This is a genomic window from Ensifer sp. (assembly GCF_031989085.1).
Taxonomy (GTDB): domain Bacteria; phylum Pseudomonadota; class Alphaproteobacteria; order Rhizobiales; family Rhizobiaceae; genus Ensifer.
In genome coordinates this window covers 860,215-880,276 of the sequence record NZ_DALZXU010000002.1, presented here as the reverse complement: position 1 = coordinate 880,276, position 20,062 = coordinate 860,215, and the positions used below count along the sequence as shown (strand labels likewise).

Annotated in this window: 13 protein-coding genes; 6 read left to right on the top strand and 7 right to left on the bottom strand. The window is 63.4% G+C overall.

Annotated features, from left to right (window positions below):
* Positions 1-35: 35 nt before the first annotated feature.
* Both RTP54_RS16805 and RTP54_RS16800 read right to left on the bottom strand, forming a co-directional pair.
* Positions 36-1,757, bottom strand: coding sequence for a penicillin-binding protein 2 (locus tag RTP54_RS16805; RefSeq protein WP_312364291.1), 1,722 nt, complete (start codon positions 1,755-1,757; stop codon positions 36-38).
* Between the two features lies 1 nt (position 1,758).
* Entirely contained in the window at positions 1,759-4,206 is a 2,448-nt protein-coding gene (locus tag RTP54_RS16800; RefSeq protein WP_312364289.1) for a penicillin-binding protein 1A, read from the bottom strand.
* A gap of 443 nt (positions 4,207-4,649) precedes the next feature.
* On the opposite strand from RTP54_RS16800, the gene RTP54_RS16795 reads away from it, so the two are divergent.
* Positions 4,650-5,567, top strand: a complete 918-nt coding sequence (locus tag RTP54_RS16795) for a LysR family transcriptional regulator (protein ID WP_112807797.1) — start codon at positions 4,650-4,652, stop codon at positions 5,565-5,567.
* A gap of 28 nt (positions 5,568-5,595) precedes the next feature.
* Here the strand turns inward: RTP54_RS16795 and RTP54_RS16790 are convergent, their stop codons facing one another.
* A complete protein-coding gene (locus RTP54_RS16790; RefSeq protein WP_312364287.1) occupies positions 5,596-6,645 on the bottom strand; it encodes a polysaccharide deacetylase family protein in 1,050 nt (349 codons plus the stop codon).
* A gap of 252 nt (positions 6,646-6,897) precedes the next feature.
* On the opposite strand from RTP54_RS16790, the gene bla reads away from it, so the two are divergent.
* On the top strand, positions 6,898-7,758 hold the full coding sequence (gene bla, locus RTP54_RS16785) for a subclass B3 metallo-beta-lactamase (protein WP_312364285.1): 861 nt from the start codon (positions 6,898-6,900) through the stop codon (positions 7,756-7,758).
* 36 nt (positions 7,759-7,794) lie between these two features.
* Here bla and RTP54_RS16780 read toward each other — a convergent pair whose 3' ends face one another.
* Complete coding sequence (locus RTP54_RS16780; protein WP_112807801.1) at positions 7,795-8,001, bottom strand: hypothetical protein; 207 nt, start codon at positions 7,999-8,001, stop codon at positions 7,795-7,797.
* A gap of 247 nt (positions 8,002-8,248) precedes the next feature.
* On the opposite strand from RTP54_RS16780, the gene RTP54_RS16775 reads away from it, so the two are divergent.
* From RTP54_RS16775 to RTP54_RS16765, 3 genes are all read left to right on the top strand, one after another.
* Positions 8,249-9,133 carry a helix-turn-helix domain-containing protein gene (locus RTP54_RS16775; protein WP_112807803.1) on the top strand — a complete coding sequence of 295 codons (885 nt, stop codon included), beginning with the start codon at positions 8,249-8,251 and terminating at the stop codon, positions 9,131-9,133.
* Positions 9,134-9,314: 181 nt separating this feature from the next.
* Positions 9,315-11,525 carry a TonB-dependent siderophore receptor gene (locus RTP54_RS16770; RefSeq protein WP_409517145.1) on the top strand — a complete coding sequence of 737 codons (2,211 nt, stop codon included), beginning with the start codon at positions 9,315-9,317 and terminating at the stop codon, positions 11,523-11,525.
* A 214-nt stretch (positions 11,526-11,739) separates the two neighbouring features.
* Complete coding sequence (locus RTP54_RS16765) at positions 11,740-13,524, top strand: diguanylate cyclase (RefSeq protein WP_312364278.1); 1,785 nt, start codon at positions 11,740-11,742, stop codon at positions 13,522-13,524.
* Between the two features lie 20 nt (positions 13,525-13,544).
* Here RTP54_RS16765 and RTP54_RS16760 read toward each other — a convergent pair whose 3' ends face one another.
* Positions 13,545-14,336: a DeoR/GlpR family DNA-binding transcription regulator gene (locus RTP54_RS16760; protein ID WP_312364276.1), complete on the bottom strand. Its 792-nt coding sequence runs from the start codon at positions 14,334-14,336 to the stop codon at positions 13,545-13,547.
* 239 nt (positions 14,337-14,575) lie between these two features.
* Here RTP54_RS16760 and RTP54_RS16755 point away from each other — a divergent pair, with 239 nt between their 5' ends.
* The gene (locus tag RTP54_RS16755) at positions 14,576-17,875 is read left to right on the top strand and encodes an autotransporter domain-containing protein (protein ID WP_312364274.1); all 3,300 of its coding nucleotides are present in this window, start codon (positions 14,576-14,578) and stop codon (positions 17,873-17,875) included.
* Between the two features lie 327 nt (positions 17,876-18,202).
* On the opposite strand, the gene RTP54_RS16750 is transcribed toward RTP54_RS16755, so the two are convergent.
* Together RTP54_RS16750 and RTP54_RS16745 are read right to left on the bottom strand one after the other, a co-directional pair.
* On the bottom strand, positions 18,203-18,862 hold the full coding sequence (locus tag RTP54_RS16750; RefSeq protein ID WP_312364272.1) for a histidine phosphatase family protein: 660 nt from the start codon (positions 18,860-18,862) through the stop codon (positions 18,203-18,205).
* A gap of 84 nt (positions 18,863-18,946) precedes the next feature.
* Positions 18,947-20,047, bottom strand: a complete 1,101-nt coding sequence (locus tag RTP54_RS16745; RefSeq protein ID WP_112807815.1) for an ABC transporter ATP-binding protein — start codon at positions 20,045-20,047, stop codon at positions 18,947-18,949.
* Positions 20,048-20,062 lie beyond the last annotated feature (15 nt).

The window sequence follows — 20,062 nt, the reverse complement described above, 5'->3', positions numbered from 1 at the left end:
GCTTCGCCCGGCTACGGGACGGGTAACATCGCCGGTTATAGGGGAGGTGTCGGATCCGCATTGCGATTGGTGCCGGAAAACAGCTCCGAACCGAAAGCCTGCTGCGCGGCGATCGACGGAAACGCCACGTCGACCACGTCGAAGGACGGCATCAGATTCATCATCGGCAGGATGCGCTCGAACACCGCGCCGCCGAGCGGCGCTGCATTCCAACCGGACGTGCGAAAGCCAAATGTCTCAGGAAGCCCCTTGGGCTCGTCCAGAATGGTCAGCAACAGGTAGCGCGGATTGTCTGCGGGAACGACGCCCATGAAGGACGTAAGGTTGAGATCTTTTGCGTAGCGTCCGCCGACCACCTTTTCCGCCGTGCCGGTCTTGCCGCCGATGAAGTAGCCCTTGACCTCGGCCTTGCGTGCCGAGCCTGTGCGGGCGTTGAGCCGGAGCAGGAAGCGCATGGCCTCACCGGTATCGGGCCTGATGAGATCCCGTGCGAGCACCCGTTCCTCGACATCTGAGCCCTTGATCAAGGTCGGCCGGATCAGGCGCCCGCCGTTGACGAGGGCCGCAACGGCGATGCTTGCCTGAAGCGGCGTCACCGCAATTCCGTGGCCGTAGGAGGCGGTTGCCGTATCGATCTGGCCCCAGGTCCGCGGCAATTGCGGATGGGCGCTTTCCGGCAGCTCGGTCGTCAATCGTGACATCTGGCCGAAGCGTGAAAGGAAGGCGCGGAAGTTGTCCGGGCCGAGTGCGATCGCCATCTTCGCCATCGAGATGTTGGAGGAATAGATGAAGGCCTCCGGCAGGCTGAGCGGACGGTATTTGCCGAGGTAATCGCGGATGCGAAACCGGCCGAAGGCGAGCGGCTTGCTGGCGTCGATGACGGAGCGGATGCCGAACTGTCCGGAATCGAGCGCCATCGCCGTCGTCAGCGCCTTGAAGGTCGAGCCCATCTCGAAGGTTGCGGCGGCAATGCGGTTGATGCGGTCGGGCTTCAGCGCGTCGGATGGATTGTTCGGGTCGAAATCCGGGGCAGAGGCCAGCGCCAGCACTTCGCCATTGGTGATGTCGAGCACCAGCCCGGCACCGGCTTTCGCCTTGAACTTGTCGATCGCCTTGGCGAGCTCGATCTGCAACGCGTGCTGGATGCGGATGTCGAGCGTCAGGGTGACCGGCTGCAGGTTTTGATGGGAGGTGTCCATGCCGGTCTGGCGCAGGACATCAAGGCCTTGCGTCTCGATCCATTTTTCGATGCCGGCGATGCCGATATTGTCGATGTCGACGGTGCCCAGCACGTGGGCCGCCAGCGAGCCGTTCGGATAGACGCGCCGCTTCTCGCGCTGGAAGCCGACCGCTGGAATGCCGGCGTCCCAGAGCGCCTGCTCTTCAGCCGGCGTGACCTGGCGCTTGATCCAGGCAAAGGGCGCCTTGCTCTTCAGGCGCTGGTGCAGCTCGCGGGCATCGAGATCGGGGAAAATGGCCGTCAGCTTCTCCACCGCCTCGTCGGCATCGACGATGAAACGGGGCTCGGCATAGACGCCCGAGCTCGGAACGTCGATGGCGAGCAGATTGCCGTTGCGATCGAGGATGGAAGGACGGCCGACCGAGGGACGCTTGGGTACATAGCCTGTGGTCTCGATCTCGGCCGTGCCGAGCTGGACCAGACGTGCGAGCATTGTCAGGAATACGACGATGAAGACGGCGATCAGGAAGGCGATGCGCTGGCGGCGATCAGCGCCGGATGAGAGACGTCTTTTCATGTCAATAAAGCCCGCCGGTCGTGTTGAGCAGCTTTTCCTTGAGCGCGGGCGGGAGACCCGGCTCCGCGTCGTCGGCGGGCAACTCGGCCATTTCCCTGTCGTCGATGACGGTGCAATTGCCATCACAGGGGCCGGTTCCCGGCTTGAAGGCTTCGACGATAGCGCCCGGCGCGCCATCGTCGGTCGGCCGTCCCGTCTTGCGGTCGACCGTCTGGAAGGTCATTCCACCAGGCGGATGGAAGTCGGCGGCGGGTTTGCCTTCGAGCGCGACCTTCATGAAATCGATGAATATGGGAGCTGCGAGCCCGCCGCCTGTCTCGCCATAACCCATCGGTTTCGGCGTGTCGTAACCGAGGAAGACGCCGGTGACGATACCGGGTGTGAAGCCCACGAACCAGACGTCCTTCTCGTCGTTGGTGGTGCCGGTCTTGCCGGCGATCGGGACGCCGAGGGTGGCGACATTGCGGGCGGTGCCGCGCTCCACCACGCCGCGCATCATCGAGGTGATCTGGTAGGCTGTCATCGGGTCGAGCACATAGTCCCTGTTGTCGACGAGATCAGGCTCGTCCTGCTCTTCCCAGGAAAGCGCGTTGCAGTTCGCACACTGGCGGCCGTCCTGCCGGTAGATCGTGCGGCCATAACGATCCTGGATACGGTCGATCATGGAGGGGTTGATCGCCTTGCCGCCATTGGCGATGACGGCATAGGCCGAAACGAGCCGCAGCAGCGTGGTCTCGCCGGCGCCGAGCGACATGGGCAGATAGGGGCTGAGCGTGTCATAGATGCCGAAGCGCTTGCCATAGTCGGCGACAAGATCCATGCCCAGGTGGCGGGCAAGGCGGACCGTCATCAGGTTGCGGCTGTTTTCGAGCCCCGTTCGCAGTGTCGAGGGGCCGCTGAACCGACCGTCATAGTTCTTCGGCCGCCACGTCTTGCCGGTGCCGTCGGCAATGGCGATCGGCGCGTCCATGACGAGCGTCGTCGGCGCATAGCCGGTATCGAGGGCTGCGGCGTAGACGAACGGCTTGAACGAGGATCCCGGCTGGCGATAGGCCTGCGTCGCACGGTTGAATTCGGACTGCGCATAGGAAAAGCCGCCAGCGACCGCAAGCACCCGTCCGGTGTTCGGATCCATGGAGACAAGCGCTCCCTGCACCTGCGGCGGCTGGCGCAGAACGGTTCCGGTGCGCAGCGTCTCGACATAGACGACGTCGCCCGGCGATAGCACGGCATCGAGCGAAAACGCGCAGCGCCGCCGGCCTTCCTTGATGTGGCAGAGGGCCCAGCCGTGGTCTTTCCGGTCGATCTGAACCGTGTCGGCGACGGCGTCGCCCGCGCCTGACCGTCTGAGCCCGAGTTCGGCCGTGTCCGTGCCAGCGGAGAGAACAACGGCCAGCCGCCATTCCGGCACGTCCGACAGCGGCTGTCGCGCGGCCAGTGCCTCCTGCCATCCTTGCAGTGACGCCAGGCGGGCGGCCGGTCCCCTGTAGCCCTTGGCCTGGTCGTAGGCGACAAGGCCCTTTCGCAATGCCCGCATGGCCGCCTGCTGCAGCCGCGGATCGAGCGTTGTGCGCACGGAGAGGCCCGCGGTGTAGAGCGCCGCCTCGCCATATCGGCTGGCGAGCTGGCGGCGCACGTCCTCGCTGAAATAGTCCGCCCGCTCGGCCGACGCCTCCTGCCGCTTCGATCTGGTCGCGAGCGGCGAGGCGGTTGCTGCGGCCGCGACCCTGGCATCGATGACGCCGTTGCGGCGCATCTGTTCGATGACCCAGTTGCGCCGGGCAACGGCCCGCTCCGGATGGCGGTACGGGTCGTAGTTGTTCGGGGCTTTCGGAAGCGCGGCAAGGTAGGCGGCCTCGGCCACCGTCAGCTGGTCGACCGGCTTGTCGAAATAGGTCAACGCCGCCTGCGCGATGCCATAGGCGCCGAGACCCAGATAGATATCGTTCAGATAGAGTTCGAGGATCCTGTCCTTGGAATAGGTTTGGTCGATGCGGATCGACAGGATCGCCTCGCGCAGCTTGCGCTCGAATGTGCGGTCGGCCGACAGCAGAAAATTCTTGGCGATCTGCTGCGTAATCGTCGATCCGCCGATCATCCGCCGGCCAGAGCCGTAATTGGCAAGGTTCGCCCAGAGCGCGGTGGCAAGGCTCGTCAGGTCGATGCCGGGATGGAGATAGAAGTTCTTGTCCTCGGCCGACAGGAAGGCTTGTCTGACCCGGGCGGGCACCGCGCCGATCGGCAGGAACAGCCGGCGTTCCCTTGCATATTGCGCGATCATCGCGCCGTCGCCGGCGTAGAGACGGGTGGTCACAGAGGGCTCCCAGGTGGCGAGCGCCCGGTGGTCCGGCAGGTCGCGGGTGAGCGCTGCAAGGCAAAATGCCACCACGACGCCGAAAAGCGTGGCCAGATTGATCAGGGTCGCAAGCAGGTTGGTGATGAGCGTCATGAGTGCGTCGTCGACTTCCAGGGTTCGAAGGGCGTGGCTTCGCCATCCGTCCCTCAGGGGTCGGCGGCAGTCAGGATGGGGCCGTTGGGTGGCGGTGTTCGGCGATGGGCCACAGCGGTCGGACTTCTCGCCCGTTCCATCGGTGGCAATCTATCGCCTCGCTTTTGCCACCAAAGGCTGTGACATGCCGCCCTGGCGACCAGTCGCGGCCAATTCCGATGTTTCAGCGCGAAGCGGACGGGATGGTTGCCTTCGGGCGTTCAGATGGGGCGACACATATCCGGAGCCTCCAGGGGAGAGTTTGTCAGAGGAGGTCTGTCCTCGATGCGTTTGCGGTCGCGCCCAATGACGCGGGCGATCGATCTGGCGTCACCGTAAGGGGCTTGCGCCTTCGCGGCAAACCACGTTTATTTGCAAGACCCATTAGCTGAGTTAGGGCATTCATGGTCAGGCCATATCTCCCGCTCAATGCGCTCCGGGCCTTCGAGGCATCGGCGCGGCATCTGAGCTTTACCCGTGCAGCGATCGAACTGTGCGTGACGCAAGCCGCCGTCAGCCATCAGGTGAAGCTGCTCGAAAGCCGACTGAACGTCACCTTGTTCAAGCGGCTGCCACGGGGGCTGATGATCACCGCAGAGGCCGAGGCGCTGCTGCCGGTGCTGCAGGATTCCTTCGACCGCATGGCAGACATGCTGGAGCGGTTCGAGGGCGGTCACTTGCGCGAAGTGCTGATGATCGGCGCCGTCGGGACTTTTGCGGTCGGCTGGCTGTTGCCCCGCCTTGCGGATTTTCAGGAGAAACATCCCTTCATCGACATCAGGCTGTCGACGAACAACAATCGCGTCGACATGGCCGCCGAAGGGCTCGACTACGCCATCCGTTTCGGTGGGGGTTCCTGGCACAACACCGAGGCGATGCGGCTGTTCGAGGCGCCGCTTTCGGTCCTGTGCGTGCCCGAGATCGCCGAGACGCTGCGCCGTCCCGCCGATCTCCTCAGCCACACATTGCTCAGGTCCTATCGGGCGGATGAGTGGGTCAGTTGGTTCGCCGCTGCCGGGATTGCCTATCCGGCGCCGCTTCTGAAAGGCGTGGTGTTCGATTCGTCGCTGGCGATGATGGAGGCGGCGGCCCAGGGCATCGGCGTTGCGCTTGCGCCGCCCTTGATGTTTTCCCGGCTGTTGTCGAATGGCACCGTGCGCCAGCCTTTCGACGTCTACACATCGATGGGGAGCTACTGGCTGACCCGGTTGAAGTCGCGCGCGCCGACGACGGCAATGTCGGCTTTTCAGGATTGGCTCACGACGGCAATGAATGACGGCGCCCTGCAAGCCGACCGGCCGGGGGCAAGCCACCCGGCATGAGCCCGCGGCGGCAACGGGATACCCGCCGCTATTCGCCGTAGCTGACGATCCATTCCGGCGGCTCTTTTTCAAGGCTGCCGTCGACTTCTGCGTCCCGGTCTCTTGCCCAGCGATAGCCCCACATCGGACCGTGTTTCGTCGCGTGGGACAACGGCCGGCGATAGGCGGCGTCGGCCTGCGCCTTCTGGAGCGTGATGAAGCCGTAGCCGCTTTCTTCAAACAGCGACAGGATCCCCCGCATGGCGTCGGCGTTGATCCGGTTGACGTGCAGGAGCATGATGGCTGGCGGCTCGTAGCCGAGGACCTGCTCGTTGAGATCGGCGTAATAGGCGATCTGTTTCTGAGTGTGCATCAGATAGGCCGTCCTGATGCGATGGGCTGCTTCCGTGTCGTTTTCGGCAAGCGCGCGCACATAGGCGCGGTCGAACACATAGTCCGAAGTATCGATGGTGGAGGCGGCGATCGTGTAGCCGAGCTTCCCGGCCATAGCCGCGATCGCCTTCTGCTTTTCCGGCGTGTCGCCGGTGTGATTGTAAGGCAAGCGCAGGAACCGCAGCTCCTTTCCTGCCGCCTTCATGATTTTCCGCGTCGTCTTTTCGCCATCGACGATCTCCCGCTTGATGCCTGCGATGTCGAGCGAATTGGTGTCGGCGTGCGAGAATGTGTGATTGCCGAGCGTCAGTCGCGGTCCGGTCCAGTTCTTCAGGATGGCTTTCGCCCGCGGTCCGACAGCGCGTACCTTGCTTTCGACCACAAAGCCGATCGCCGGGGCCTTGTGCGCCTCAAGGGCTGCAAGAATACGCGCGTTTGCATCTTCGATGCTTTCGATGGACGGCGCATCCGTTCCGTCGCGCTCGCCGGCATGGGCATGGGGCAGGTCGTCGAAGGTGATGGCGACGGATTTCTCAGGGACGGCGCCCCCGGCTTCGGCATGAGCGTCGACGAGGAAGAAAAGGAGGGCAAGCCAAGGCGTAAATGCCAGCAGCAAGTAACGCCCGATGGTGCGCGTCGCTCGCGCGCCGACCCCTGTGGCGTTCCGTTGCGTGCTGCCGCCGTGACGCTGCGTTCTCCTCACCATGTTACCTCTTCCGTCGATGGCGTTTGAGGTGACTGTCGGTCGCAAGGGTTGCAGGAGCATTGCACGGCCGGGATTTTCCTGCCGCCGATTTCGGTCTCGGTGTCGCCACGGCGCTGCGGGCTCTCAAACCCTGTGATGCAAATAATCCTAATGGCTGCTGCAAATAATCGTCGGTTGCCCGCCATGCCAAGGCTGCTTAGGCAGGACGCATCCAAGCTTCGTGAAACGCAAATTCGAGATGTGGAGATGTCCATGAGAACGATGATGAGGCGCGTCCTGGCGACGGTGGTCGCCGTCACCTGTCTGGCGACAGGGGCGAGAGCCGACAACGCCGCGTGGTCTGAGCCGGCGAAGCCGTTTCATGTCGTCGGCAACATCTATTACGTCGGCACCAAGGGGTTGTCGGCCTATCTCATCGCCTCGGGCAGGCAGGCCATTCTGCTCGACGGCACGTTGAAGAGCACGGCATCGCAGGTCGAAGACAATATCGTCGCGCTCGGTTTCAAGCTCTCAGATGTCAAGATCATCGTCACCAGCCATGCCCATTACGACCATGTTGCCGGCGTCGCCCAGATCAAACGCGATAGCGGAGCCAGGCTCTATGCGCTTTCGGCGGATCGGTGGGCGCTGGAAAACGGCCTCCATGACGGCGAGACCACCTATAGACGGGGCACATTTCCACCGGTCAAGGTCGACCATGTGCTTGCCGACGGCGACGTCGTCAGGCTCGGAGACGTCAGCATGAAGGCGACGCTGACGCCGGGGCATACACCGGGTTGCACCACCTGGTCGACATCGGTGACCGAGGCCGGACGCGCGCTCGACGTGGTCTTTCCCTGCAGCGTCACCGTTGCCGGCAATAGGCTCTTTGGTAACAAGCGCTATCCGGGCATTGTCGCCGATTTCGATAAGAGCTTCGACCGGCTCTCGGCAATGAAGGCGGATGTGGTGCTACCGGCCCATCCGGAATTCGCCGACGTGCTTGGTCGGGCAAGACGGCGGGACGCGGGCGAGACGGACGCTTTCGTCGATCCTGACCTGCTCGGCAAGATCGTCGTGCAATCCCGCGCCGCCTTCAAGAAGGAACTGGCACGGCAGAAGGCAAGACAATGAATGACAAGGGCCGCATCGGGCGCTGCCCTTGCCGGTTCACTCCGAGACGAGGCCGTCGAACACCTCGAGCATGGCTTCGCTGATCGCCTTGCCGAGGGCTGCTGCCGCGGCGCTCAGCGCCGTGTCGTCCATGTCGCGCGCCGCCATGGCAAAGGACGCGCCTTCGGTCACGACGATTTCCTGGGCACGCTGGATCGCCCAGAGGGCAAATTCGCTGCGGTCGGCGATTTCAACGGTTTCCATGGTGAGCTCCTGATCTTTTCCAGAAAGAGCATATAGAGCGGGATTGGCCGTGCTCGCGACTGGCTGCGGGATGCTTTTGTGTGGATTGCCCGAAATACTGCCTTCCCCTGGGCGGATTACTCTACCGCCCCTCACAGGCGCCTTTCAAACGCAACCGCAGGGGGACTTCCGTCGCGGTTTAAAGTTGAGTATTGAAGGAAGGAATAATGTAGCAACAGCCAACCTCCGGAAGACGGGCAACGCGATCATGACGTTTCAGCCGCGGATGCAGAACAAGATTGCCGGTTTCAAGATCCTCGGCCCATTGCATCGCCGGGAATGGAACGGGATCATCGCCGACGTTTGGGATGTCGCGTGCGAACCGCAGGCCGGCGGCCATTATGTGTCCGATGACCCGCGCATGTTCATCCTGCTGGATGCCCAAGGCGGCAGTCGTTGCCACGTCAAGCTCTCCTCGCAAGCCAGCGGCTCGGCTCGCAATGACCGGCAACAGGCGATTTCCTACATCCCGGCGGGCATGGAGATCTGGGCGGACGTGGTCGACGCCCAGTATATCCGCCATCTCGACCTGCACTTCAATCTGGACATCCTCAGCCGGCGGCTGATGGAGGATCTCGACACCGGGCAATGTGACGTGCCGAGGCTGATGTTCGAAGACGAGCGTTTCCTCCAGCTCGCCCGCCTGATCGCAGCGGAATGCCTGAACCCGCAGCCCCTCCATGACCTCTACGGCGACGGGTTGGCGCTTGCGCTGTTCATCGACCTGATGAAGCTCAACCGCAACAGCGCCCGCAAGCGCAGCCAGCTTGCGTCCTGGCAATTGCGCCGGGTGATGGACTTCATCGAGGAAAATAGCGTTCGCAACATCAGGCTGGAGGAACTGGCGAGCCTTGCCGGTCTTTCGCAATCCCATTTCAGCCACGCCTTCAAGGCCTCGACCGGTGTTGCACCGCACCAGTGGCAGACGAACGCTCGGATCGAGCGGTCAAAGCTGCTGCTCTTGAAGAACGAGGCGTCGCTGACCGAGGTCGCCGCCGAAACCGGGTTTTCCGACCAGGCTCATTTCACCCGCGCCTTCCGCAAGGCTGTCGGCGCCACGCCGGCGCTCTGGAAACGCAGTCGCCTGGCTTGAGCAAATGTCTTGATCGTTGAACAGTTGCCCGCGCAAATTTGCCCAAGAGCGTTCAACTTTCAGGGATCGAAACAAGCCGCGCCCATATACTTGATATAAACGGTCATCTTATCAGCAGTCAGAAAGCCGGGCCCCATGCTGTGGGGACAGCAGCGGGCCGGCAACCAGGGGCGACGACAAGATGCAGCGTGATGGCAAGAGTGGGCGTTTGAGAGATTTTCTGGCAAGCGGCGTCGCCGCGATCGCGCTGTTGACGTCGAGTGCGGCCATCGCCCAGGATGGCAGCGCCACCAAGCTCGAAAAAATCGAGGTGCAGGCGCCGGGTGAGGGCGGCGACGCCACCGGTCCCGTCGACGGCTATGTCGCCAAGGCCTCGACGACGGGTTCGAAGTCGGCGACGCCGATCAGCGAAATTCCGCAATCGGTGTCCGTCATCGGACGCGAGGAGCTTGACGATCGTGGCGTGGTCAACAAGGTCGACGAGGCGTTGCGCTACACACCGGGTGTCACGACGGAACCCTTCGGCGTCGATGCCGATACGGACTGGTACTACATTCGCGGTTTCGATGCCGGTCAGACCGGTGTTTTCCTCGACGGCCTGTCGCTGTTCAGCTTCGGCTTCGGCGGTTTCCAGATCGACCCGTTCATGCTGGAGCGGGTCGAAGTGCTCAAGGGGCCGGCCTCGGTGCTCTATGGCGGCGCCAATCCCGGCGGTATCATCAGCCTGATCAGCAAGCGTCCGCTCGACGAGCCGCTCACTTACACCGAAATCGGCATCAACAGCGACGGTAACGCGTTTACCGGCTTCGACGTCAACGACAAGCTGACGGATGACGGCACCATCCGCTATCGTATCACCGGCAAGGTCTCGGGCGGCGACACCTATACCGACTTCTCCAATGATCTGCGCGGCCTCATCCTTCCGCAGATCACCTACGCGCCCGACGATGCGACCAGCCTGACGGTCTACGGCCTGCTGCAGGGGCTCGATCAGGTGCATGTCGGCAACGGTTTCCTGCCCTATGTCGGTACCGCCGTCGATGCGCCGTTCGGGAAGATCGATCGCGATGCGTTTTTTGGCGAGCCGGCGCTGGACGAGGGCACCTATGTCCAGCAGATGATCGGCTACGAATTCAAGCACGAGTTCGAGGGCGGATGGCAATTCAGCCAGAACCTGCGCTACGGCCATCTCTACAAGCATGAGAACGGCCCCTATACCTACGGCTACTACGATCCGAGCCTGCCCTTCCCGTCGTCGACGGTGCCGGCGACCCCGGACAACCTGCTCTATCGCCTGGGGTTCGAGGCGACATCGAAGGTCGATACCTTTGCTGTCGACAACCGGGTCGAGGGCGAATTCGAGACCGGTGCGCTGGAGCACACGCTGCTCGTCGGGCTGGATTACAAGTACTACCGGCTGGACCATGTCCAGGCGTCGTCGGCGGCAACGCCCATCAGCGCGACCGATCCGATCTACGGTGCGCCACAGCCCGCCAACGCCATCTATATCAATCAGTTGGTGACCCAGCAGCAGCTTGGCCTTTATGCGCAGGATCAGATCCGGTTCGGCAAGGGCTGGCTCGTCACGCTCAATGGCCGCTACGACTATGTGGACACAAAGACCCATAACGGCCCGACCTTCTGGGCGCCGACGCAAGACAATGTCTTCAGCTACAACGAAGGCGCCTTCAGCGGTCGCGCCGGGCTTGCCTATGAGTTCGAGAGCGGTCTGACGCCCTATGTCAGCGTCGCCACATTCTTCAACCCGATCGTTGCGGTCACGGCAACGGGACTGACCAAGCCGCAGGAAGGCGAGCAGTTCGAAGTCGGGGTCAAGTACGAGCCGACCTTCTTCGACGGCGTGCTGACGGCGTCCCTCTATCAGCTGACCAAACGCAATGCGCTGGTGACCGACCCGTTGACGAGCATTTCCACCCAGACGGGAGAGGTTCGCTCCCGCGGCATCGAGTTCGAGGGCAAGGCCAATCTCAATGACGACTGGAAGCTGATCGCCGGGCTTGATTTCATCGACCTCGAGGTGACCGAGGACGCCGACGCGGCACTGGTCGGAAAGACGCCCTATCTCATTCCCAACGCGCAGGCATCGCTGTGGCTCGACTATACGGTGCCGTCGGGTGCGTTCGAAGGCGTCAGCCTTGGCGCCGGCGTCAGATACCAGGGCGAATCCTGGGCGGACGCCGACAACACCCGCAAGGTCTCCTCGGCCGCGCTTGTCGATGCGGCCATCCGCTACGAAAAGAACGACTGGGCGGCATCGCTGAACGCCTCCAATCTCTTCGACAGGGAGTATGTGAAGGGTTGCCAGGGGCTTTCGGTATGCGGTTATGGCGAAAGCCGCACATTCACCCTGAAGCTCAGCAAGAAATGGTAGGGCTCGCCGCCAGCCGGACCTCCATTTAGATCACGTCGGGACCGGCCAGGATCGGTCCCGATACTGCTCCGTCGAGGGAGGTGCAATTCGGCGGCAGCGGGGCTGCCGGCCGGGAGAGCAAGAGATCCCTGCGCACACAGCGTAAGGAAATGCTCGCTAAAATAAGCCGAAGCGCGTAACCCGCTCTTTATCGGCATCGGCTATAGATCACCCCATGAGAATCAATGCGATTACAAACTGGGCCTACGGCGTCACGGTTCTTCTGACCGGGCTTTCCGGCGTGGCCTTCATCCTGTCGACGAACAGCGCGATCGAGGAGCGCCGGGCGGCCGAGCAGCACCTCGTGCTCGACACGCTTGGCGAGGATCTGGCGCTTGGGGCGGAAGCGCGCAGCGATGACGCGCGCCTCTATGTGATGCGCGGCGACCTGCGCCATCTCGAACGTTTCCATGGCAAGGAAGAGGAAGAGCGCGCCCACGAGGCGGCAATCAGGAACGTGCGCGAACTCGGCGCGTCGCCGCAGGAGCTCGCGGCGCTTCAAGAGGTCGAGCGCGAGGCGGAGGCGCTCGACAAGATCGAAGTCGCCGCGATCGAAGCCTATCAGAAGGGTGAGCAGGCGGCAGCACAGCAGATGCTCTTCGGTCCTGAACACGACCGGCTGCAGACAGCCTTGCTCGAAACGGTCGTTCGCTTTCGCGAACTGACCAAGGCAAGGACTGGCGCGGCTCTGGAACAGGCCAAGGCGCGCAGCGACTGGTTCGGTATTGCCGCAAGGACGATGCTTGCGATCACGGCGGCCCTTTTCCTCGGCGTTCTCTATTTCGTGCTCAAGCGGCGCGTGGCGATGCCGCTGGTGCGCATGACCGGCATCGTCACCCGGCTCGCCAAGCAGGATTACCAGGTGGAGGTCCCGCTCGACCGCCGACGCGACGAGATCGGCGAGATGAACGAGGCGATCCACATCTTCCGCACCAACGGACTGGAGCGCGACCGTCTCGATGCCGAGCGGCGGCTTGACCAGCAGACCAAGGACCTCATCCTGCAGATGATGCACCGGCTGCAGGCCTGCCAGACCCAGGAGGAGCTGGCCGAGGTCGTCGCCCGTTTCGCGCCGCAGATCTTCCCCAATCTCGCTGGCCATCTCTATGTGCTCAACGACAACCGGACGTCGCTGATGCGTGTCGGCACCTGGCTGGAACCGCAGCATTCGGCCGACAGTTTTCCCTCGAGTGCCTGCTGGGGACTGCGGCGCGGCAGGCCGCATGTCAGCAATGGCGGCCAGAGCGATATCGCCTGCCAGCATCTGGACGAGAGCGACGTTGCCGGCCTGTGCGTGCCCTTGACCGCCCAGGGCGATACGATCGGCCTGCTTTACTTCGAGGAACGCTCGCCCGAGCAACCGGCCGTCGAGACCTCGCGGCTCTATCTCGAGCTGATTGCCGAAAACATCGGGCTCGCCGTCGCAAACCTGCAACTGCGCGAGAAGCTTACCAATCTGGCGGTCCGCGACGCCCTGACCGGGCTTCTCAACCGGCGCTGCCTGGACGAGGCGCTGAACAGGCAATTGCGCGACCGCGCGGGGCGGCCGCTCGTCTGCCTGATGATCGATATCGACCACTTCAAGCGCTTCAACGACGAGTTTGGGCATGACGCCGGCGACGTCGTAATGCAATACGTCGCCCAGATCATGCTGGACGCGGCGGGCGACCTCGCAACGACCTATCGGTTCGGCGGCGAAGAATTCACCATGCTCCTCCCGGATATGAGCGAGGCGGCGGGGTTCGAATTCGCCGAGCGGCTGCGCGAAAAGATCGGCACGACGCCGCTTTCCCATCGCGGCCGCATCCTCGGTTCCGTATCGGTCTCGATCGGTATCGCCTCGTCGCCGCGCGAGGGCACGGTGGCGACGCTCCTGACGCGGGCCGATGCGGCCCTGCTCGACGCCAAGGCGCGGGGGCGCAACATAACGGTTTGTTCGTCGGGACTGGCAATCGTCTGACGGGCGGTGTTCCCCTGCGGCTAGTGGTGAATGGCCACGCCGTGCCTTTCCAGCAGCGCGACGATGCCGGCGTCCGGCAGGCTGTCTGTGACCAGCGCGTCGATATCGGCGAGAGACGCCAGGCGCACGAGTGCGCGCCTTGAAAACTTGCTGCTGTCGACGGCAAGGATGATGCGTTCGGCCTGCTTCATTGCCGCGGAGACGGCCGCGACCTCGGCGTGATCGTCGTCGCCGATATCGCCGTCCTGGTCGATGCCGCTGACAGAGATGATGGCGATGTCGAACTTGAACTTGCGGATGTAATCGGCGGTCTCTTCGCGAAAGACGCCGGCGTCGACCTGCCGGACGAAGCCGCCGGGCACAGCCACCGCGAAGTTGCTGCTCTCGCTGAGCGTCGTCGCCACGCGCAGGCTATAGGTAACGACCCGCAGGTCGCTGCGTTTGAGCAGGGCGCGAGCGACCGCTTCGCAGGTGGTGCCGGTATCGAGGAAAACGGCTGCGCCATCCGGCACCAGATCGGCCGTGAGCTGGCCGATCCTTTCCTTCAGCGCTGCGTTGTCGACGCGCCGCTGGCGGTAGATGGCCGGATCCACCGGTGTGGCGATGGTCGCGCCGCCGTGCAGGCGGCGAACCCGCCCGTCCTGCTCGAGCGCCATGATGTCGCGCCGCGCGGTCTGCGTCGTCACGCCGAACATGACGGTGATTTCCTCGATCGAAATGTAATGGTTCTTTTCGAGGTGACTGAGAAGCCGCATTTGACGCCGCGTCTTCTTGTCTTCGCCACCGGCCGTCTGCTCGTCCATCACCGTCATCCCGAAAGTTCCGATCCCGTCTTGCTAGCATTGTGCCGGCTGTCGTTCCGCAAAGAATTGTGGAACGACATGTCCATTGTGTGAAATTTTATCGCGCCCGCTAAAATGTTGCAAAACTGACATTCAACGTCGGTAATGGTCAAAATCGTACTTTCCGGCAAACGCACCTGTCATCAACAGCATCGCTATGAAGGCTTTGTGACAGCGCGTGAGCATATCGCGACATTTGGAGTCAAACGATGAGACAACGTGGACATGACATCCGCGGGGTGGCGGCTTTCGCGCGCCTGCGGCAGCCGCTACGCCTGGCGACGGCGCTTCTTCTGTGCGGCACGAGCCTTGCCCTTTCGGCGGCAAGTGCCGGGGCTGCGGACGACAGCATGAAGATCCTGACGCTCAACACCTGGCTGGATCGGTTCAAGGCCAATCCGAGCGTGATGTCGGATTTCTTCATCAAGGGTAACTACGACATCCTGACCTTCCAGGAATTCAGGGCCAACAGCAGCTATGCCCGCGACATTCCAGGCATCCTGAAAAACGCAGGGCTCGGCACCTACGGCACGCGCCAGGACGGAGATGTCGGGGTGTTTTCGCGGCTGCCCGGCACCTACGGCGTCAACACGCTTGGCGACATCGCGACCTTTACGGTCGTCGATCCGACGGTCAGCAAGCCGCAGACCTTGGTCGGCACCACGCATCTCAACTACTACGACCCGGCCACCAACCGCATCGAGGAGGCCAAGGGCCTGAACAAGTGGGCCAAGGGCGAGACCCGGCCGGTAATCCTCACCGGCGACTTCAACGCCGGCGACGTTTCAGAGCGCGGCCTGCATTCGATCAGCCAGCAGGAGCTGTTGCTGAAGACCTATGTAAAGAGCCCGAGCAACACCTTCTATCTCGGCCTGTTGCGCGAATATGCGAAGGACCAGCAGGCCCTCGATGCCTATATCGCGCAATGGAAGGGCAAGTCCGCATCGGCTATCAACGCTTCGACCGTGCCCACCGGGCTTTTTGCCGACGAGATGTATCCTGTCGCTGGCAACCTGCCGCAGACGATGAACATCCTGAAGAAACAGTACCAGCTGCTACAGCTTCCGAGTGAGCGCGAAGAGTTTACCCCGCACGGCCTGAACGACGGCAGCGTGACCTGGCCATCCCACGGCGAAGACGCGACCAACGTCTGGGCGAGCTGGCACCGCGTCAAGATCGACCATTTCCTGGCATCGCGACCGTTCGGCAAGTGGTGGACGATCAACGACGACCCGAACGATCCCTATTCCGGCGTCATCACCGATGTCAGCTACGTGACCAACCCAGACGGTTCGAAGACGCCGCTGTCCGACCACGAGCCCGTCGCCCACACGCTGCGCTGGGTGGGGCCGGTGCTCGAAACCTACACCGATCCCGGGTCGGCAGCCGCCAAGACGCGTGTCGTCTGGGGCGAGAAGGCTTCCACCTTCGCCGAGAAGGGCAAGGAATTCGTCCTCAGCCGCAACAACATGCGCAACGATGTCTATCTCGGACAGATCTCCGACGAGAACGGCCTGCCGATCCTTGCCGGACTGACCGACACGGAAAAGCAGACCTTGCTCGACTGCGCCAGCGCCGACCCGCGCTTCCAGCAGGCGATCCGCGACTATTGCATCGACGACCATTCCTTCATCGGCGAGACGCGTGTCGCCGACGGCGGCACGGTGATCGTCAATGAGGATGCGGCACTCGGCAATGCCGACGCCAAGCTGCGGCTCGACGGCGGCGGGCTCAGGGTCACCGGGCGGGACATGCACCTGCTCAACCGTGACGTGGTGCTCGAAGGCGCAGGCGGTTCGTTCGACATTGCCGATGCGCAGAATGTCCTGGAGATCGAGCGGGCGATCACCGGGGCGGGAAGCCTGATCAAGCTCGGTGCGGGCGCTTTGGTTCTTTCCGGCCAGAACACCTACACCGGCGAGACCGTGGTCAAATCCGGCCTGCTGTCGGTCCAGGGCTCGATCGCGTCGTCCTCCAAGCTCGTCGTCGAGACCGGTGGTAACATCGGCGGTGTCGGCTCCTTCGGCAGTCTGACGGTCGCAAACGGCGGCGTGATTGCGCCCGGTAACTCGATCGGCACGCTGAACGTCGCCGGCGACATCACCTTCGCTGCCGGCTCGGCCTATCATGTCGAGGCCAACGAAAAGGGCGAGAGCGACCGGATCGCGGCGACCGGCAAGGCGATCCTCAATGGCGGTTCCGTGCTGGCCCTGGCGAGCGGCAACGCCTACGCGCCACAGACGGCCTACAAGATCCTGACGGCGGATGGCGGTGTGTCGGGAACGTTCGCCGACGTCGCCTCCAGCCTCGCGTTCCTCGACCCGACGCTTGCCTATGGCGCCAATGACGTCACCCTCACACTCAGCCGCAACGACATCCGCTTCTACGATGTCGCGGTCACGGCCAACCAGAAAGCCGCAGCGGCCGGCGCAGACAGCCTCGGCTTTGCCAATGCCGCCTATGCGGCGGTCGTCAATCTCGACAAGACGGCAGCTCCCCTGGCCTTCGACCAGCTCTCCGGCGAAATCCACAGCTCGGTGAAGGGCATGCTGCTGCAGGACGGCCTGTTGCTGCGGGATGTTGCCATCAATCGCATCCGCTCGGCCTTCGGCGACGACCATGGCAAGACGACGCCGGTGCTTGCCTATGGCGAGGGCGGCATTGAAAGCGTAGCGCCGGATACGGACCGCTTCGCTTTCTGGAGCCAGGCCTTCGGCACCTGGGGCGACACGGATGGCAATGACAATGCCGCGGCCTTCGATCGCAATACCAGCGGCTTCCTCGCCGGCATGGACGGCCTCGTCGGTGACACGTGGCGTCTCGGCCTTGTCGGCGGCTATAGCCGCTCGAACTTCGATGCTGCCGATCGCCGCTCCTCCGGCGACAGCGAGAACTACCATATCGGCGTTCACGCCGGCACGCAGATCGGCGCGTTGTCGCTGACGGCGGGAGCAACCCATAGCTGGCACCGGATCGAAACGTCGAGAAGCGTGCTTTTCCCCGGTTTCGAAGATGCCCTGTCGGCTGTCTATGACGCGCGGACCGCGCAGCTCTTCGGGGAAGCGAGCTATGGGATGGAAGCCGGTCCATTCGGCTTCGAAGGTTTCGCCAATCTGGCTTACCTCAACCTCGATACGGATGCGTTCAAGGAGGGTGGCGGCGCCGCAGCACTTGGAGGTGCAGCGGATCACAGCGATGCGACCTTCACGACCATCGGTCTGCGGGCCTCGCGCGACGTCGCCTTCGGCGAAACGGTGGCGACGATGCGCGGCACGGTCGGCTGGCGGCATGCCTTCGGCGACGTCATCCCGGCCTCGGCCCTGGCCTTTTCGGGTGGCGATGCCTTCACCGTTGCAGGCGCGCCGATCGCCAGGGACGCGGCCATTGTCGAAGCTGGTGTCGATTTCAACATCGCACCTTCAGCGACGCTGGGCGTGAACTATTCCGGCCAGATCGGGTCGGGCGTGTCCGATCACGGCGTCAACGCACGGCTGAAGGTTCGGTTCTAGAACCGATCGCGGCTGGGGATGCCGTCTCCACTATACGCGAAGGCGAACCCCGCCGTGGCGGGGTTCGTTTCCAGGATCTAAGGTTTGACGGTGTCTGTGTGAGGGGCGCATGCGGTCTCCCTCATTCCGGCCTTGTGCCGGGATCCAGTTACCTGGCGCCCGTCAGGTCAAAAAGCCTTTCGGCCCAAGGACTTGAGCCGTCTAGATTCCTGTGACAGGCACAGGAAAGAGGGAGATCCTCGTGACTGCCGCTGCCGGATAAGGGCGGACACGGGCTACAACAACCCCCGCCATCGCGGCGAGATTTGCTCGTATTGCCCGTGCCGTTCAGATCCAGACAGTCCGACCCTCGCCTTCGCAGCCGAGCGCGCGCAGGATGGTGAGCGGAATGCCGATCATGGTCTCATTGCCTGATGACAGCAGGAAGGACGCCGTCTGCGGTTCGCGGTAGGCAAGGATCTCCGCGCGGGATGCCTTGGTATAGATACCACGCAGGGCGCGCACGCAGCCGCTATGGGTGACGACCACATGGGTCTTGTCGCGATCGAGCGTCGCGAGCCAGGCGATCAGCCGGGCGTCGAGCATCGTGCGGCTTTCGCCGCCGGGCATGGCGTAGTCCCAGGGCTCGGCGTTCTGAGACTCGTATTCATCCGGCAGATCCCGCTCGATCTCGTCGTGGGCGCGGCCCTCCCAGGAGCCGTAGGACCGCTCCACCAGCGCTTCGTCGTGGGTAAACTCCTCGAAGGGGACTGACCAGGTGTCTGCGAGAATCGAGGCCGTCTGGCGTGCGCGCCCGAGCGGGCTGACCCAGAACGCGAGCTTCGTCTCGGTGGCAATTCTTTCCGCCAGCCTGAGGCCGACTGCGAGCGCCTGGCGCACGCCGTTTGCGGTCAGCGGCGTGTCCTTTCGGCCTTGCAGCCGGCCAGCGACGTTCCACTGGGTTTCGCCGTGGCGGATGAGGATGATGTTTGGCAGGGGGGATGTCATGGCATGCTCGAAATACTGCGGCCTCGGGCCGGAATTGACGAAGGTGGATCACCCGCCGGAAATGGCCGGCGGGTGACTGCTCGATTATTCGGAAAGCCAGAGCGCCGAAGACGGCTTGAGGCCGAGCGTCGTCGTGGCACCTGTTTCAAGCAGGGTTTCGCCCGAGTGGAACGGCGCATCGATCAGCACGGTCGCAGTGCCGACCTGCACCCCATAACGCACGGTGGCGCCGAGGAACTCGCGATGGGCGATCGTGCCGGTAAGGGCGACGGCGCCCGGCTCCAGCGTGCCCAACGTCGCATATTGCGGCCGGAAGACCAGCTTTGCGCCCGCAGGCACTGACGCGCCCTCCGGGATCGGGATGGAGCCTGCGCCCTTCACCTCGAAGCTGCGTTGCGCGCCGGAACCTGAAACGGTGCCGTCGAGGATATTGGCCGTGCCGAGGAAGTTGGCGACGAACAGGTTGGCGGGCTTTTCGTAGAGCCCCATCGGTGTGCCGACCTGCTGGATGCGCCCTTCGTTGAAAACGGCGATGCGATCGCAGACGGTATTGGCCTCTTCCTGGTCGTGGGTGACGAAGATCGTCGTCAGCTTCAGCCGCTGCTGCAGGTCGCGCAGCTCGCGGCGGACCTCGACGCGCATCTTGGCGTCGAGGTTGGAAAGCGGTTCGTCCAGCAGAAGCACCTTCGGTTCGATGGCGATGGTGCGCGCCAAGGCCACGCGCTGCTGCTGTCCGCCGGACAGCTGCGACGGGCGACGGTCGGCGAGATGTTTCAATCCGACCAGCTCGAGGGCGGCCTGGACCCGGCGCTCGACCTCCGCACGGGGCAGGCGACGTTCCTCCAGGCCGAAGGCGACATTGGCGGCAACCGTCATGTGTGGCCAGAGCGCATAGGACTGGAACACCATGCCGATGTCCCGCTTCCATGGCGGCATGTCGAGCACGTCCTGCCCGCCGATCACGACCTTGCCCTGCCGGGCTTCATTGAAGCCGGCGATCAGCCGGAGAAGCGTGGTCTTGCCGCAGCCGGACGGCCCGAGAAAGGCGAAGAATTCGCCCGGCTGTATCTCGAGGTTGATGTCCTTCAGCACGTGAAGTGCGCCGTAGTAGAGATTGACGTCGCTGATGCTGATCGCCTTGGCGGGGCTGGCAGCGAGTGCCGTGCTGTTGATGTTGACAGTCATGATTGTTCCTCCCGA

Bases quoted from the DNA above. Each gene is read 5' to 3' on its own strand.
- RTP54_RS16805 (WP_312364291.1), bottom strand. From the start codon at position 1,757: ATGAAAAGACGTCTCTCATCCGGCGCTGATCGCCGCCAGCGCATCGCC.
- RTP54_RS16800 (WP_312364289.1), bottom strand. From the start codon at position 4,206: ATGACGCTCATCACCAACCTGCTTGCGACCCTGATCAATCTGGCCACG.
- RTP54_RS16795 (WP_112807797.1), top strand. From the start codon at position 4,650: ATGGTCAGGCCATATCTCCCGCTCAATGCGCTCCGGGCCTTCGAGGCA.
- RTP54_RS16790 (WP_312364287.1), bottom strand. From the start codon at position 6,645: ATGGTGAGGAGAACGCAGCGTCACGGCGGCAGCACGCAACGGAACGCC.
- bla (WP_312364285.1), top strand. From the start codon at position 6,898: ATGAGAACGATGATGAGGCGCGTCCTGGCGACGGTGGTCGCCGTCACC.
- RTP54_RS16780 (WP_112807801.1), bottom strand. From the start codon at position 8,001: ATGGAAACCGTTGAAATCGCCGACCGCAGCGAATTTGCCCTCTGGGCG.
- RTP54_RS16775 (WP_112807803.1), top strand. From the start codon at position 8,249: ATGACGTTTCAGCCGCGGATGCAGAACAAGATTGCCGGTTTCAAGATC.
- RTP54_RS16770 (WP_409517145.1), top strand. From the start codon at position 9,315: ATGCAGCGTGATGGCAAGAGTGGGCGTTTGAGAGATTTTCTGGCAAGC.
- RTP54_RS16765 (WP_312364278.1), top strand. From the start codon at position 11,740: ATGAGAATCAATGCGATTACAAACTGGGCCTACGGCGTCACGGTTCTT.
- RTP54_RS16760 (WP_312364276.1), bottom strand. From the start codon at position 14,336: ATGACGGTGATGGACGAGCAGACGGCCGGTGGCGAAGACAAGAAGACG.
- RTP54_RS16755 (WP_312364274.1), top strand. From the start codon at position 14,576: ATGAGACAACGTGGACATGACATCCGCGGGGTGGCGGCTTTCGCGCGC.
- RTP54_RS16750 (WP_312364272.1), bottom strand. From the start codon at position 18,862: ATGACATCCCCCCTGCCAAACATCATCCTCATCCGCCACGGCGAAACC.
- RTP54_RS16745 (WP_112807815.1), bottom strand. From the start codon at position 20,047: ATGACTGTCAACATCAACAGCACGGCACTCGCTGCCAGCCCCGCCAAG.